This window comes from Photorhabdus akhurstii, assembly GCF_019090985.1.
GTDB lineage: Bacteria > Pseudomonadota > Gammaproteobacteria > Enterobacterales > Enterobacteriaceae > Photorhabdus > Photorhabdus akhurstii.
Map to the genome: position 1 here is coordinate 423,552 of NZ_CP020335.1, position 14,282 is coordinate 437,833.

Below are 14,282 nucleotides of genomic sequence, written 5' to 3' on the forward strand. Positions count from 1 at the left end.
ATGATTTCACTTCTGAATGGTGTATATATAAAAAACGGGTGGGAAAATGAAGGGGCATGCCGCAGTAAATAGAAACACATACGATCAAGTTATGTTGCCAATTTATTCACCGGCGCAGTTTATTCCGGTGAGAGGGCAAGGTAGCCGTGTATGGGATCAGCAAGGGAAAGAATATATTGATTTTGCGGGTGGGATTGCTGTTGTGGCTTTGGGCCATTGTCATCCTGCGTTAGTGGATGTCTTGAAGCAGCAAGGGGAGAAACTTTGGCATATCAGTAATATTTTCACCAATGAACCGGCTTTGATTCTGGCGCGGAAACTGATTGATGCTACTTTTGCTGAACGGGTATTTTTTGCCAATTCAGGCGCGGAAGCGAATGAAGCGGCATTTAAACTGGCTCGCCACTATGCAATTACTCGTCACAGCCCCTATAAAACCAAAATTATCGCATTTCATCAGGGTTTTCATGGTCGCACCTTATTTACCGTCTCTGTGGGTGGTCAGCCAAAATATGCTGATGGTTTTGGGCCAAAACCCGCGGATATTATTCATGTGCCTTTTAATGATTTAGACGCAGTTAAGGCCGTCATAGATGACCATACTTGTGCTGTTGTATTGGAGCCTGTTCAGGGAGAAGGGGGAGTTACTCCGGCAGCACCGGCATTTATTCGTGGGTTGCGTGAGCTTTGCGATAAGCATCAGGTATTGTTGGTGTTTGATGAAGTACAAAGTGGGATGGGACGTACCGGTAAACTATTTTCTTATATGCATTATGATGTTACGCCGGACATCATTACCACAGCAAAAGCATTGGGAAATGGCTTTCCTATCAGCGCTATGCTGACGACAGAGAATATTGCTTTGGCGATGACGCCGGGAACTCACGGTACAACTTATGGCGGTAATCCGTTGGCTTGTGCGGTTGCAAATGTTGTTTTTGATATTATCAATACACCAGCGGTTCTGGAGGGAGTTGAAAAACGCCATAATTTGATAGTGAATTTTCTGAATGATATCAATCAGAAATATTCGATATTTGGTGAAATCCGAGGAAAGGGCCTGCTGATTGGCGCGGAACTCAAAGCGCCGTATCAGGGAAAAGCAAAAGATATTCTGCAACTAGCGGCTGACAATGGTTTGATGTTGTTGAGTGCGGGTGGTGATGTATTGCGTTTCACGCCTTCGTTGATTATCAGTGAAGAAGAGATTGCTCAGGGCATGGAACGGCTGGAACAGGCAATTAATCAGATGGTGTAATTAAGTACAAGAAAAATCAGCGCAGGATTATGCGCTGATTAATCAAGCGTTAACGTGTACCGTAGACGACAATAGTTTTACCGTGTGCGGAGATCAAGTTTTGATCTTCTAGCATTTTCAGAATACGACCAACCGTTTCACGGGAACAGCCAACAATCTGACCAATTTCCTGACGCGTGATTTTGATTTGCATTCCGTCCGGGTGGGTCATTGCATCTGGTTGTTTCGCCAGATTCAATAAAGTTTGGGCAATCCGGCCAGTAACATCCAAGAAAGCCAAATTACCGACTTTCTCAGAAGTTGTTTGTAAACGGTTTGCCATTTGGGCAGATAAACGCATCAAAATATCCGGGTTTACCTGAATCAGTTGACGGAATTTTTTATAGGAGATTTCAGCCACTTCACAGGCGCTTTTGGCCCGTACCCAGGCTGTACGCTCTTGCCCCTCTTCAAATAATCCAAGTTCACCAATGAAATCTCCCTGATTTAAATAGGAGAGGATCATCTCTTTGCCTTCTTCATCTTTAATCAAAACCGCAACAGAGCCTTTTACGATGTAGTAAAGCGTCTCTGCTTTTTCGCCTTGATGAATAAGCGTACTTTTAGATGGATATTTATGAATATGGCAGTGTGACAAAAACCATTCAAGAGTCGGGTCTGTTTGTGGCTTGCCGAGAACCATTCGTTTCATCCTCTGTTGTTATCGCTGCCTAAATAACACGAGAATCTAAAAGTTTCTCGTCAGGCTGGCTTATAAAGACACTAGCTTAACATATTAGTTTGTTGAAAAACCGACAGATAAGGGTTTTATATAGGTTATCTGAAATTTGAGTCTTACGTATTGATCTTAACCTATATACTTGGCCCGCTTCTGTTTTTAACACAGGAAAAGGCTTCTGTCTCGTCTTGTATTGTTTCAGCATAATAAACCGCTCATTAGATTGCCAGTTTAATACTGAAAGAGTAGGCTTGGATGCAAAGAACGACTTAAGAGGTATTTATGCAAGCGCGGGTAAAATGGGTTGAAGGATTGTCTCTTTTGGGGGAGTCATCTTCCGGTCATCAGGTCATGATGGATGGTAATGCCGGCGATAAGGCGCCAAGCCCAATGGAAATGGTATTAATGGCAGCCGGTGGTTGCAGTACGATTGATGTAGTTTCTATTTTGCAGAAAGGCAGGTACGACATAAGAGATTGTGAAGTAAAATTAACTTCCCGCCGTCGTGAAGAGGCGCCACGCTTGTTTACTCATATTAATCTGCATTTTATTGTTACGGGTAAGGATTTAGCAGATAAAGCGGTGGAACGCGCCGTCATGTTGTCCGCGGAAAAATATTGCTCTGTTTCATTGATGTTGGGGAAATCGGTTGAAATTACCCACAGTTTTGAAATTAAAGATATAGATTGAAAAATTATTTCTTGGTTGGAAAATAACAACAGGTAACTAATATCTCAGTTACCTGTTTTTTTAACTGAATAATATAAGATGTAAATTTTAAGTGCCGGATTTTCTCGATTTATCTCAGGCGCTGATTAACTAATTTTTCCCCCTTCCAGCAGTCGCTGTACCAATGGCGTCATAATTAGCTCCATTGCTAATCCCATTTTTCCGCCGGGGACCACGATGGTATTAATGCTTGAAACGAATGAGCCTTGTAACATGGCTAACAAGTATGGGAAATCAATTTGAGTCAGATCACGGAAGCGGATGACGATAAAACTTTCATCCAATGATGGAATGGCTTTAGCTGAAAATGGATTGGATGTATCAACGGTGGGGACACGTTGAAAGTTGATATGTGTTCGCGAGAATTGTGGCGTAATGTAGTTGATATAATCATCCATAGAACGCACGACGGAATCCATCACAGCTTCCTGCGAGTGCCCTCGTTCTCCGGTATCGCGGATCAGTTTCTGTATCCATTCAAGGTTGACAATCGGCACGACTCCCACTAGCAGATCAACATGACTGGCAACGTTATGTTGCGGTGTGACAACGCCGCCGTGCAAGCCTTCATAAAACAGCACATCTGTCTGCTTGGGTAAAGATTCCCACGGCGTAAATGTACCGGGGAGCTGGTTGTAAGGGACGGCATCGTCATAGGTATGAAGGTACTTCCGACGGCGGCCTTCACCGGTTTCACCGTAGTCAATCATGGTTTTTTCCAGCATGCCAAAATCATTGGCTTCCGGCCCAAAATAACTGATATGCCTGCCTTGTTCTTTGGCTTTACGGATTGCGGCATCCATTTCAGGGCGAGTGTAGCGGTGGAAACTATCTCCCTCTATCTGTGCCGCACTGATGTTAAGTTGCTGGAAAATCTTACGGAACGCTAAACTGGTGGTGGTGGTTCCGGCGCCGCTGGAGCCGGTAATTGCAATAATCGGATGTTTGGCAGACATACAGTAAACTCCATAATGTTAAGAATGGAACATTTCTTTTGGCACAATATTGATGCTCTCATGCAGTTCAGACCACACCAGCATAACATCTCCCTGTTCCAACTGACGGCGTATGTCAGTGACTTTCTGTTCCAGCGATTTTTCATCTTCGCCATAGTCAGTGCCTTCCCGCAGGATAAAACTCTCTATCAAATTTAACAGAGTTTCTGGCTCCAGTTGTTGCCACGGAATAATCATTGTGGTTGCTCCAGATAAGATGACAGCCAATTTGGGATGCGTTGTTCCAGCCACATTTGTGGTTTCTTCAACGAACCACTGACAAAGCCCACATGTCCACCATATTCTGTCATTTGGTATTCAATATTCTTGGGTAACATTTTGAGATCAGGAACAACTTCCGGTGTCATAAAGGGATCGTCTTTAGCATGAATAATCAGCAGTGGCACAGTAATATCAGGCAGACGCGGCAGAGCGCTACACTGGCGGTAGTAGTCCGCTGCATTTTTAAAGCCGTGGATTCTTGCGGTTACAATTTCATCAAATTCTCGAATATGTTTCAATCTTTTTACCTGAGACAGATTGATGGGGAGGGAACCGGGGTAGCGTAATAATTTACGGGTGGCATTACGTTTCAGGCTATTAAGTAAATAGCGTTCATAAACCTGAGAAAATCCTTTTTCTATCCGAAGGGAACAGGCTGCCAGCATTAAAGGGGCGGAAACAATGACGGCAGCATTGATCTGGGCGTTTGTTTTTTCTTCTGCCAGATAGCAGGCCAACATATTACCGCCGACTGAATAACCTACGGCTGAGGTGGGTGCATCACCGTAAGTCTGTTTTAACCAGTTCAGAAAATAACGGGCATCGCTTGTTTCGCCGGAATGATAGAGACGCTTTTGGCGGTTTGGTTCACCACTGCATCCGCGGAAATGCATGACAACGCCAAGCCAGCCTTTTTCCCGGCAGATATGAAGCAAACCGTGGGCATAGGGGCTGTGGAAACTGCCTTCCAGACCATGAAACAGGATCAGCCGTGGCTTATGTGTTGCGCTGGCGGGATCTTCACTCCACGCCAGATCAACAAAATCGTTATCCGGTAAATTAAGTCGTTGCCAATATGGTTGCAGTTCAGGATACCGCCGCACCAGACGCGGGAGTAGTGTCTGCACATGCGGATTACTGGCTCCGGTTAGAGGACGAAAGATATCAGTCATAATGGTTTCGAGTTAAATTGATTAGTTATCTTGTATGGTGAATAACATACTGATATTTTCTGTGAAAGGGAAACGCCAATATTCAGGATGAAAGGTAACTCTTCATGACAGCAAGCCTGATTTTTTCATTAACGACTTTCTTGTTTATTTCTGTCATTACCCCGGGTCCAAACAACATGTTGCTGACTTCATCGGGCGCTAACTTCGGTTTTACCCGCTCTTTGGGGTTGCTCTTTGGCGTTGTTCTGGGCATGCAGACGATTTTATATCTGGCTGCTTTCGGAATAGCGGCATTGCTGTTGGTCTATCCTGCTATTCACACGGTGATGAAAATAGCAGGTAGCCTCTATTTGCTGTGGTTAGCATGGAAAACAACAACGGCCAGTTACCGGCGTCTGGATACCAAAGACAGCGCTGTTATCAAGCCGGTTCGGTGGTATCAAGGTTGGTTGTTGCAGTTTTTAAATCCGAAAGCCTGGCTGATGGGGGTGGGTGCGGTTGGCAGCTACAGTATTGCCGGTGATCACTACCTCTATTCCATCATCGTGATCAGTATCGCGGTGATGTTTATTAATTTCTTGGGCGGCATGGTGTGGGCGGGTTTTGGTTCATTGATAGGGACGTTACTCCGTAGTCGCAATGCTTGGTTTATTTTCAATATCATGATGGGAGTATTAACGGCAACTTGTGTGCCACTGATTTGGATTGGATAATTCAGACAGTTAATTGCGTTTTTAGTTATAGAAAATACTATTTTATTCTTTTTTACTTTGGCAAATATCTACAATACTTATTCTGATGTACCTCGTCTTTAATTATGACATTGGAGGTGTTTAAGTGGGTAGATCCGCTCTTGTGGTTTATCTTTTTTTTCTGGCGCTCTTGCTATTGGCTCCCGCTGTTCAGGCGAACAGTCAGCAAGTCACGATTGCTTATCAAACTTCACCAGAGCCGGCAAAAGTTGCTCAGTATAACGGCGATTTTGCCCGGCAATCGGGTGCTGATGTTCAATGGCGAAAATTTGACAGTGGTTCCGCTGTGTTGCGAGCGTTAGCTTCTGGTGATGTGCAGATAGGCAATATGGGTTCCAGCCCGTTAGCGGTTGCTGCCAGCCAAAAACTGCCGGTGAAAATTTTTCTCATTGCTTCCCAGTTAGGGCAATCGGAAGCGCTGATTGTTAATCAAAAAATCACTGAACCTTCTCAGCTTATCGGCAAGCGAATTGCTGTTCCTTTCATTTCCACCGCCCACTACAGCCTGTTAGCCGCATTGCATCACTGGCAGATAGATCCAAAGCTGATCCAGATTATTAACCTACAACCACCGGCGATTGTTGCCGCATGGAAGCGCGGTGATATTGATGGCGCTTTTGTCTGGTTACCGGCCGTGAATGAATTAGCTGCAACGGGCCGCGTGCTGACCGATGCAGCGCAAATTGCCCAATGGGGAGCGCCAACGCTGGACGTATGGGTTGTCCGTAATGATTTCGCGGAACAACATCCTGAATTGGTCACCATATTCGTGAAAAGTGTACTGGATGAAAATCAGCGCTATCTGACTTCTCCTGAAACATGGCTGGCAAATAACAAGAATATTGCTGCGGTATCGAGATTGAGTGGCTTGTCGGAAGACAAAATCAGTCAATGGATACTCACCAATCGTTATCTGAATGCTGATCAGCAATTGAATTTATTAAAGTCAGAAATGGCGAAAGTGATTCGTGATACGGCTAGATTTCTGCAACAACAGGGTAAAGTTTCACAGGTTGCTGATAATTATCAGGATTATGTGACGGATAAATTTATCAAGGCGATCATTCCATCGAAAATGGCTGGAGGGAACGATGCTACAAATTAGTGGTTTAACCGCCAGATATCAGGACCAAGAAGTTCTTCGTGATATCAGTTTTGATATGACAGCCGGGCAATTTGTGGTGATCCTAGGGCCATCTGGTTGTGGCAAAACAACCTTGTTAAATCTGATCGCGGGTTTTCTCACCCCTTTCTCCGGTGATATTTGGCTGAATGGTAAACCGGTAACTGGCCCCGGTGTAGAGCGTGGTGTGGTGTTTCAACATGAAGGATTGATGCCGTGGCTGAAGGTACTGGATAACGTGGCTTTGGGGCTGAAATTTGCCGGTGTGCCTAAAAAACAGAGATTGGAGACCGCTCGGCAGATCATTCATCAAGTTGGTTTGAGTGATTATGAAGATAAATATATTTGGCAACTGTCTGGCGGCCAGCGACAGCGGGTGGGTATTGCGCGTGCATTGGCGGTTGAACCTCAACTATTACTGCTGGATGAGCCGTTTGCAGCGCTTGATGCTTATACCAGAGAACAGATGCAGGAACTGTTGCTGACTATTTGGCGTGACAGTAAAAAACAGTGTCTGTTGATTACTCACGATATTGAAGAAGCCATATTTATGGCAACTGATCTCTATTTAATGGGATCTTCACCGGGAAGAATTGTTGAACGGATTACCCTCGACTTTGGCCGACGATTTGCAAATGGAGAATGTAGCCGCAGCATTAAATCTGATCCCAATTTTATTATCTGCCGTGAATATGTGTTGGAACGCGTGTTCAGATACCGGAGGGCTTTGGTATGACTCTTTATCAGGAACAGGAAGCCGGTGTGGTGGCTCTGCTGAAAAATAGTAAAAGACGTTTTAAACCAATTCCTGTCGGGGTGCTATGGCGATTAGTTACCGTTGTTACTTTATTATTTATCTGGTGGCTAGTGACAACATTCGGCTGGATTGAATCCGTATTATTGCCGGCGCCGGGTCAGGTGGTACATCAACTCATAACCGCAGCCAGTGAACAAGGGTTTATGGGGGCGACGTTGTGGCAACATTTGGCAGCCAGTTTGAGCCGAATGTTACTGGCTTTATTAGCCGCGGTAGCTATTGCTATTCCGGTAGGAATAGCAATGGGGCTGAATGAAAAAATCCGAGCGGTGATGGACCCTTTGATTGAGCTGTACCGACCGGTTCCTCCGTTGGCGTATTTACCTTTGATTGTCATCTGGTTTGGGATCGGAGAAACCTCAAAGATTTTACTGATCTGGCTAGCCATTTTTGCGCCGGTGACGTTATCTACCGTGGTGGGGGTACAAAATGTTGAGCAAGTGCGAATAAGGGCGGCACAGGCGTTGGGCGCTAGTCGCTGGCAACTACTGAAACACGTTATTCTTCCTAATGCTTTGCCGGAGCTGTTGACCGGTCTGCGTATCGGGCTTGGTGTTGGCTGGTCGACTTTAGTGGCCGCGGAACTGATTGCCGCCACACAAGGGTTAGGCTTTATGGTGCAATCGGCGGGTGAGTTTCTGGCAACTGACATGGTGGTGGCGGGAATCATTGTAATTGCGTTAATTGCATGTGGCTTGGAGTTGGGATTGCGGGCTATTCAACGTCACTTAATGCCGTGGCATGGGGTAAACAATCATGAATGAACGTCTGAAAATCGTCCCGTTAGGACCTTATATTGGCGCGCTTGTGGAACAGACGAATCTCACTAAGCCGATGACGGATATTCAGTTTGAACAACTGTATCACGCGCTGTTAAAGCATCAGGTATTATTCTTTCGTAATCAACCTATTACGCCAATACAGCAACGTGATTTAGCAGGCCAATTTGGTGATTTACATATTCACCCGGTCTATCCTCATACGCCAGAAAGTGAAGAGATTATTGTTTTGGATACTCATGACAACAATCCGCCGGATAATGATAACTGGCATACGGATGTGACTTTCATTGAAACACCACCGATGGGCGCCATTCTGGCGGCTAAAAAAGTTCCGCCGTTTGGTGGAGATACCTTGTGGTGCAGCGGCATCGCGGCGTTCGAAGCATTGTCAGAGCCTTTCAAAACATTGCTGATAGGGCTTGAGGCGGAACATGATTTCACTAAGTCTTTTCCTGAACATCGGCATCGTGGTTCTAAAGAGCAACATCAGCGCTGGCTAACGGGTAAAGAGAAAAACCCGCCTTTGCTACATCCGGTTGTCAGAACACATCCCGTTTCTGGTCGTTCAGCGCTGTTTGTTAATGAAGGTTTCACTACCCGGATTGTTGGTCTCAGTGATAAGGAGAGTGAAGCGATTTTGAACTTTCTATTTGCCCATGTCACAAAACCTGAATTTCAGGTGCGTTGGCGCTGGCAGGAGAATGACATTGCTATCTGGGATAACCGGGTGACTCAACATTACGCCAACGCGGATTATCTGCCTCAGCGCAGGATTATGCACCGAGCAACGATTCTGGGTGACAAACCGCGTTATTATTATAGAACCAATGAAAAAGTGAGTTAATAGCGAATGAAGGGAGTCATTCACTATCATCAGGTTAAATCGACATTTTTACTGCCAAATAGCAGAGTCATGACAAAACCGCTGATATAAGCAACTGCTAGTCCAGCGGCGTACACGGCCATTCCGACAAAAATACCGCTATTGGAAGTCATTAACGGCAGTGCAACCAATCCCGATGGACCAAAAACCGTATTCAGCCCGACAGGTAATCCTAAATAAGCTACCAAACCGATAAAGAAACCACCGGCGGCGCCACCCAAACAGGCGGTGATAAAAGGTTTAATCCGCGGGAGTGTGACGCCATAAATCAAGGGTTCGCCGATGCCGAGAAAGCCTGGAATAATGGCGCCCTTTATCTGTGTGCGTAGCAGAGAATCTTTTTTCGCCTTGATGTACAGCGCCAGCGCCGCACCAACCTGTCCGCCGCCCGCCATTGCCAGGATTGGGAACAGAGAATTAAAGCCTTGTGCGTCCATTAGTGCGAAATAGACCGGAACAAACCCTTGGTGAACACCAAACATAACCGCGAGTAAAAATAGCCCGGCCAATATCGCCGTACCAAAAGGATTACCGTTAAGGTGAAGGAATAGCCATGACATGCCGCTAAACAGATAACTCCCCAATGGCATGATAATAATAAAGGTGATTGCTCCCACGATTAGCAGCGTAATAGCCGAGGTAAGGATCATATCCAGATTGTCTGGAATAATCTTACGAACCTGCCGTTCTACCCATGCTCCCAGAATAGCGGCGATAAGAACGCCGATAATATTGCCGCGTGGATCGATGCCATAACCAAAGAAAGTGGAAATACCGGAATAAAAACCGCTGGTGGCGTTTGGGTTATAACTGAGTACAAACAGCGAAGCGATAATGGCGCCATTTATTCCCGAACCGCCAAATGCTTTTTGCGCGTTATAACCGATCAGAATACTCAGAAAGCTGAACATGCCTTTACTGAAAACTTTCATATAGCCGATGATTTCAACCAAAACAGTATTAGGATGTTTAACGCCTTGAATAGCTATCTGTTCGAGTAAAGTGGCAAAGCCGAGAAGCAAGCCAACGGCAATAAAACCGGGGATCAGTGGGGTAAAAATGGTAGCGAACTTGGTCAGAAATTTGTGTACCGCACTTACCTGTTTCTCTTTAAGTTGCTTTTTATTCGCAGAAGCAATATTGGTTAAATCAGTGTCGCTTGGTTTCGATTGTGTTGTAGGAGTAGAAGAATTTAGCAATTCATTCATTATTTCAGCCCCTGCTTGAGCTTTTCCCGGCCCAAGCACAATCTGAAACTGATCATCGCTTTCAATAATACCTAACACATTGGGGATCTGTTTTAACGCGGCTTTATCCACCAGAGTATTATCATGCAATGTCAATCGCAGACGGGTCATACAGTTACCGCATTGCGCCACATTATCCGCATTGCCGATAGCTTTAAGAATCTGGGCAATGACTGTCTGATTAATTTTAGCCATCTTATTACTCCTTCTCAGCAGGGAAATCGTTACCGAACGGCTGAGATCGTCGGTCGAATAAAACCGTGATGTTTTTCCAGTAAAGACTTTGCTTGTTGAGCGCTGACTCCAGCCAGAATCATCACAATGGCGGTTTTACAATGCCCATCACATTCCGTTAATGCCTGCTCTGCTTGTTCACGATTGCATTCTGTGGCGGCCATAACGATATTTTTCTGCCTTTCAACCAGCTTGGCATTCGTCGCTTCTACGTCCACCATCAGGTTGCTATAAACTTTGCCTATACGAATCATGGCGCCGGTGGTCAACATATTCAGAATTAACTTTTGCGCGGTACCGGCTTTCATACGTGACGAACCTGTGACAATTTCCGGCCCAACTATCGGTGTAATGGCGATATCGGCTGCTTGTGTCATCGGGCTTTCCGGGTTACAGCTAATGCAGGCGACGGTGGCGCCGACGGATTTCGCATACGCCATTGCACCCAAGACATAAGGTGTACGGCCGCTGGCGGCAATGCCAACCAGTACATCTTTTGCATTAAAGTTTAGCGCTTGAAGATCATTTACGCCCAGTTGTTGGTTATCTTCTGCATTTTCAACGGCGCTTAGGATGGCCTGATGCCCGCCGGCAATTAATCCAACCACTTGTTCCGGTTTGGCGCCATAAGTAGGCGGACACTCACTGGCATCCAAAATCCCTAATCGGCCCGATGTCCCGGCACCGATATAAATTAAACGGCCTCCCTGATGGAAAGCTTCGGCAATTTTATCTACCGTTTCAGCGATTTTCGGCAAAGTTTGCTCTACAGCCAGTGCGACCTTTTTATCTTCATCGTTAATCAGTTTTAGCATTTCAAGGGTCGGCAAAGTATCAATATTGGCACTGGCGGGATTGCGGCTTTCAGTGACCATACTGTTGAGATTGATTTTCATATTATTTTCCTAAGGGAGCATTCTGTAATTGATAATAAAAAATCATTTATTCTTAAAGTGTGATTATTATCACGGTGTTAATTGTTTGAAATTTTTACCGGGCGTTATACCGCTCGAAGTTAAAAACGTTGTATTTTTTGGTTGAACTTGAGTTATCAGAATAGAGTTGGATTTATTGGAAAAAAGAAACGAAGGCGGTGTTGTCGCTACAATTATTAAAATAATTAATGTGTGAGTAAGCAGAGTTAAGCATATATATTTGTATACGCTTAACTCGGTTTATTTTCAATAAATTCTATCATCCCATATGCTATAGGCAGATGTGCCGGCGGTTATGTGACTCCAGGATATGGATCTATATTTGAGAAAGACTTTTTCGTACGGCATCATTTCATGATCATTTATTGAGTGCGGGTAAACGCAAGCAATATCAGTAATACTCGCTTCTGTTAATTTGACCTCATAGAAAAGTTCTAATTGCCCAGCCAGATTTGTTCTGTAAAAGAAGAAAATCGCATTGATTAGCTCGTTTGACGATATTGCGGAGGCTAACAGCGGGGATGATTTATCTATTGGCTTGAGAAATTGTATAGGGTGATGATCGACATGTTGTTGGCGAGCTATCGAGTGCTTTAAACTCAATATTTGTATTTGATCTTCGTGCCCATTTTGATATCGGTTCCCTATCGAGTCTAGCGTTGAACAACCGGCAGAAATTAAACCTTGATTCTTACCATTTAACGATAAATAGATTATATGTGACATAAGCGATTACCATGCAAATTCTTTATTTAAGTTACCTAGAACGATATGTTTAGGCTGTCAAGGTACGACCTTACCACTAAAATATAAAGAAATTAAGAGTTCAATGTTGGTTTTTTTCTTAAAGGATAGAATTAGTGATATAAGAAAAAACTTGTTTGCTTGATGATGTATTTATTACTTTCACGCTTAAACATCAGCTGTTGTTTTTGTATTGCTATACAGGAACTTAACTGTTGGTATTCTACGGTTGTTTAATTTTTTGCTATTATATGGTCGACATGGCCTATTTCTTATGTAATATAGTGCGGTATTTGAACCTTTAATTGTTAATGGGATTAGCCGTATGAACGATAGAGATAGACAACAGTTATTACAACAGCTTACCGACGTATTAATGAATAGTCCGTTAATCCCAGAGGAAAAACTGGCAATGATGATGATGCAGTGTTTTCAGCTATTATTGTCAACTCAAGCCAGTGCGATTGATATGAAGACTTCAGATGGCCGCGTCCTTTCACTCAAATTGGAAATGGAAGCTCCGGCGGTTAAGCACTGATGTGATGATTTTTGATTTTAAAGTGCCTATCCCAATAGTCTTATTGGGATAGGCAGTAAGAATATTAAAAGGGTTTCACAATGACATATAAAAAATACAACCCCTCGCCAGAGGGCTATATGGGGGATTTCCTGAGAGGTCAGGTTGGGGTTAACCAATTAAAACCTCAGCATGAATTCTTTGATGCCATTGGTCTTGAAAAGCAGTTAAGAGAGAATACAACCTATATTGCGCTGCTATCGTTAGATGAAGCGAAAGATGTTCTGGAGGAGCTTGATTCTCCGAAGACAAAAAGTCCATTTATAAAGAAGATATTTGAGATTACCGATCCCATATCACCTTATGCAGGTAACATACATGATTCTTTTGATCTCTTTAATGTTATAGGTGAGTTTAAAACATTAGGAATTAAAGCCACAGAGTATGTGGGTAAAGATGGAAACAGATATATTAAAATATCAGGTTATGCGGGAGTTAGAAAGATCATCACTGCTTCAAGATACAAAGCTTCTAATATGAAGGTGATATCTATGGGGATTGGGCAGCAAGGACTAAATAGCGGCATAGTTAAAGGAATGAAGTTTAGTATATTCTTTTCCGCGGCTTATCGAACGATTGAGCTTATGTTTAAGGATGAATACACACTGGCTGATTTTCTAGGTAATATTGCGGTAGATCTGGCTAAGACAGTAATAATAGCCTGTGTTGCTTGGACTTTTGGGTCTATAATGATAGCTACATCTATTGCTGGTGCCAGTGTAGTTGGTGTGGCTTTTGTTGTATTTATTGTAGGTTTTGGTATGACATATGCACTTGATATTATAGATAAAAGATTTAAAATTAGCGAAACTGTTATTAATTTAATTAGAAAAGAAATGGAGAGGAAACCAAGAATTCCAGAAGCTAATTTCAATCAATTTCTTAATAACTGGGGGAGTTATGGGAAATAAAAAAAAGGCTATACATATCATCTGCGCTCTTTTTTTTCTCATTCTAACGTCATTCACTTCTTTTTTGACAGGTGAAAATTTAAATTCTTTAATTAAAATGGATGAAAAAATAATATTTTCAGGCAGTGTTTTTATGATATTTTTTTCTTCTCCCTTGGTTTTTTATTATGTTTTTTTTATTATTTTTGTTAATATAACTGGCCGTTATCCAAAGCATCATGATGGTTTTGTTAACTGTTTTGGGACGATAGCTATTATTTCATTTTTTTTAGGCTTCCCTACATCTTTGTATGTGCATTATAAGTTAAAAAGTGATGACTATTTGGTATGTCCAAGAATCTCTTGGATGTCGCCTAATACCTATGTGAAAGATATGAAGCTATGTGATTGATATTGTTGTAT

17 protein-coding genes are annotated in these 14,282 nt (G+C 43.4%); 10 read left to right on the plus strand and 7 right to left on the minus strand.

Annotated elements, in window-relative coordinates; all coding sequences use genetic code 11:
* The first annotated feature begins 46 nt into the window (after positions 1-46).
* Complete coding sequence (gene argD, locus B0X70_RS01815; protein WP_217470750.1) at positions 47-1,258, plus strand: bifunctional acetylornithine/succinyldiaminopimelate transaminase; 1,212 nt, start codon at positions 47-49, stop codon at positions 1,256-1,258.
* Between the two features lie 49 nt (positions 1,259-1,307).
* On the opposite strand, the gene crp is transcribed toward argD, so the two are convergent.
* Positions 1,308-1,940: a cAMP-activated global transcriptional regulator CRP gene (gene crp / locus B0X70_RS01820; RefSeq protein ID WP_010848517.1), complete on the minus strand. Its 633-nt coding sequence runs from the start codon at positions 1,938-1,940 to the stop codon at positions 1,308-1,310.
* A gap of 318 nt (positions 1,941-2,258) precedes the next feature.
* Between crp and B0X70_RS01825 the strand changes: the two genes are divergently transcribed.
* Positions 2,259-2,666 (plus strand): OsmC family protein, encoded by a 408-nt coding sequence (locus tag B0X70_RS01825; RefSeq protein WP_036813470.1) that lies wholly within the window; start codon positions 2,259-2,261, stop codon positions 2,664-2,666.
* 125 nt (positions 2,667-2,791) lie between these two features.
* Here B0X70_RS01825 and B0X70_RS01830 read toward each other — a convergent pair whose 3' ends face one another.
* Genes B0X70_RS01830 through B0X70_RS01840 form a run of 3 tightly spaced genes read right to left on the minus strand, consistent with a single transcriptional unit; the run spans position 2,792 to position 4,875 of the window.
* Positions 2,792-3,661: a phosphoribulokinase gene (locus B0X70_RS01830; protein WP_036813473.1), complete on the minus strand. Its 870-nt coding sequence runs from the start codon at positions 3,659-3,661 to the stop codon at positions 2,792-2,794.
* Positions 3,662-3,679: 18 nt separating this feature from the next.
* Positions 3,680-3,898 (minus strand): YheU family protein, encoded by a 219-nt coding sequence (locus tag B0X70_RS01835; RefSeq protein ID WP_036813476.1) that lies wholly within the window; start codon positions 3,896-3,898, stop codon positions 3,680-3,682.
* A complete protein-coding gene (locus tag B0X70_RS01840) occupies positions 3,895-4,875 on the minus strand; it encodes a hydrolase (RefSeq protein WP_105398707.1) in 981 nt (326 codons plus the stop codon). Before B0X70_RS01840 ends, B0X70_RS01835 begins: the two co-directional genes overlap by 4 nt.
* A 104-nt stretch (positions 4,876-4,979) precedes the next feature.
* Between B0X70_RS01840 and B0X70_RS01845 the strand changes: the two genes are divergently transcribed.
* From B0X70_RS01845 to tauD, 5 genes are all read left to right on the plus strand, one after another.
* Positions 4,980-5,588 (plus strand): LysE family translocator, encoded by a 609-nt coding sequence (locus tag B0X70_RS01845; RefSeq protein ID WP_217470751.1) that lies wholly within the window; start codon positions 4,980-4,982, stop codon positions 5,586-5,588.
* 124 nt (positions 5,589-5,712) lie between these two features.
* A complete protein-coding gene (gene tauA, locus B0X70_RS01850; RefSeq protein WP_391528390.1) occupies positions 5,713-6,732 on the plus strand; it encodes a taurine ABC transporter substrate-binding protein in 1,020 nt (339 codons plus the stop codon).
* A complete protein-coding gene (gene tauB / locus B0X70_RS01855) occupies positions 6,719-7,486 on the plus strand; it encodes a taurine ABC transporter ATP-binding subunit (RefSeq protein ID WP_217470752.1) in 768 nt (255 codons plus the stop codon). Before tauA ends, tauB begins: the two co-directional genes overlap by 14 nt.
* A complete protein-coding gene (tauC, locus tag B0X70_RS01860; protein ID WP_217470753.1) occupies positions 7,483-8,331 on the plus strand; it encodes a taurine ABC transporter permease TauC in 849 nt (282 codons plus the stop codon). The genes tauB and tauC overlap by 4 nt, the downstream gene beginning before the upstream one ends.
* On the plus strand, positions 8,324-9,193 hold the full coding sequence (tauD, locus tag B0X70_RS01865; protein WP_217470754.1) for a taurine dioxygenase: 870 nt from the start codon (positions 8,324-8,326) through the stop codon (positions 9,191-9,193). The genes tauC and tauD overlap by 8 nt, the downstream gene beginning before the upstream one ends.
* A gap of 29 nt (positions 9,194-9,222) precedes the next feature.
* Here the strand turns inward: tauD and murP are convergent, their stop codons facing one another.
* The 3 genes from murP to B0X70_RS01880 form a co-directional block, all read right to left on the minus strand.
* Positions 9,223-10,674 (minus strand): PTS N-acetylmuramic acid transporter subunit IIBC, encoded by a 1,452-nt coding sequence (murP, locus tag B0X70_RS01870; RefSeq protein WP_217470755.1) that lies wholly within the window; start codon positions 10,672-10,674, stop codon positions 9,223-9,225.
* Positions 10,675-10,703: 29 nt separating this feature from the next.
* Positions 10,704-11,609 carry an N-acetylmuramic acid 6-phosphate etherase gene (murQ, locus tag B0X70_RS01875; RefSeq protein ID WP_217470756.1) on the minus strand — a complete coding sequence of 302 codons (906 nt, stop codon included), beginning with the start codon at positions 11,607-11,609 and terminating at the stop codon, positions 10,704-10,706.
* Between the two features lie 285 nt (positions 11,610-11,894).
* A complete protein-coding gene (locus tag B0X70_RS01880) occupies positions 11,895-12,374 on the minus strand; it encodes an Hcp family type VI secretion system effector (RefSeq protein WP_217470757.1) in 480 nt (159 codons plus the stop codon).
* A gap of 343 nt (positions 12,375-12,717) precedes the next feature.
* Here B0X70_RS01880 and B0X70_RS01885 point away from each other — a divergent pair, with 343 nt between their 5' ends.
* From B0X70_RS01885 to B0X70_RS01895, 3 genes are all read left to right on the plus strand, one after another.
* A complete protein-coding gene (locus tag B0X70_RS01885) occupies positions 12,718-12,930 on the plus strand; it encodes a hypothetical protein (RefSeq protein WP_036780271.1) in 213 nt (70 codons plus the stop codon).
* Positions 12,931-13,010: 80 nt separating this feature from the next.
* On the plus strand, positions 13,011-13,880 hold the full coding sequence (locus tag B0X70_RS01890) for a hypothetical protein (RefSeq protein WP_246593416.1): 870 nt from the start codon (positions 13,011-13,013) through the stop codon (positions 13,878-13,880).
* Positions 13,870-14,271 carry a DUF1240 domain-containing protein gene (locus tag B0X70_RS01895; protein ID WP_113026440.1) on the plus strand — a complete coding sequence of 134 codons (402 nt, stop codon included), beginning with the start codon at positions 13,870-13,872 and terminating at the stop codon, positions 14,269-14,271. Before B0X70_RS01890 ends, B0X70_RS01895 begins: the two co-directional genes overlap by 11 nt.
* The last annotated feature ends 11 nt before the right edge of the window (positions 14,272-14,282 follow it).

Bases quoted from the DNA above. Each gene is read 5' to 3' on its own strand.
- argD (WP_217470750.1), top strand. From the start codon at position 47: ATGAAGGGGCATGCCGCAGTAAATAGAAACACATACGATCAAGTTATG.
- crp (WP_010848517.1), bottom strand. From the start codon at position 1,940: ATGGTTCTCGGCAAGCCACAAACAGACCCGACTCTTGAATGGTTTTTG.
- B0X70_RS01825 (WP_036813470.1), top strand. From the start codon at position 2,259: ATGCAAGCGCGGGTAAAATGGGTTGAAGGATTGTCTCTTTTGGGGGAG.
- B0X70_RS01830 (WP_036813473.1), bottom strand. From the start codon at position 3,661: ATGTCTGCCAAACATCCGATTATTGCAATTACCGGCTCCAGCGGCGCC.
- B0X70_RS01835 (WP_036813476.1), bottom strand. From the start codon at position 3,898: ATGATTATTCCGTGGCAACAACTGGAGCCAGAAACTCTGTTAAATTTG.
- B0X70_RS01840 (WP_105398707.1), bottom strand. From the start codon at position 4,875: ATGACTGATATCTTTCGTCCTCTAACCGGAGCCAGTAATCCGCATGTG.
- B0X70_RS01845 (WP_217470751.1), top strand. From the start codon at position 4,980: ATGACAGCAAGCCTGATTTTTTCATTAACGACTTTCTTGTTTATTTCT.
- tauB (WP_217470752.1), top strand. From the start codon at position 6,719: ATGCTACAAATTAGTGGTTTAACCGCCAGATATCAGGACCAAGAAGTT.
- tauC (WP_217470753.1), top strand. From the start codon at position 7,483: ATGACTCTTTATCAGGAACAGGAAGCCGGTGTGGTGGCTCTGCTGAAA.
- tauD (WP_217470754.1), top strand. From the start codon at position 8,324: ATGAATGAACGTCTGAAAATCGTCCCGTTAGGACCTTATATTGGCGCG.
- murP (WP_217470755.1), bottom strand. From the start codon at position 10,674: ATGGCTAAAATTAATCAGACAGTCATTGCCCAGATTCTTAAAGCTATC.
- murQ (WP_217470756.1), bottom strand. From the start codon at position 11,609: ATGAAAATCAATCTCAACAGTATGGTCACTGAAAGCCGCAATCCCGCC.
- B0X70_RS01880 (WP_217470757.1), bottom strand. From the start codon at position 12,374: ATGTCACATATAATCTATTTATCGTTAAATGGTAAGAATCAAGGTTTA.
- B0X70_RS01885 (WP_036780271.1), top strand. From the start codon at position 12,718: ATGAACGATAGAGATAGACAACAGTTATTACAACAGCTTACCGACGTA.
- B0X70_RS01890 (WP_246593416.1), top strand. From the start codon at position 13,011: ATGACATATAAAAAATACAACCCCTCGCCAGAGGGCTATATGGGGGAT.
- B0X70_RS01895 (WP_113026440.1), top strand. From the start codon at position 13,870: ATGGGAAATAAAAAAAAGGCTATACATATCATCTGCGCTCTTTTTTTT.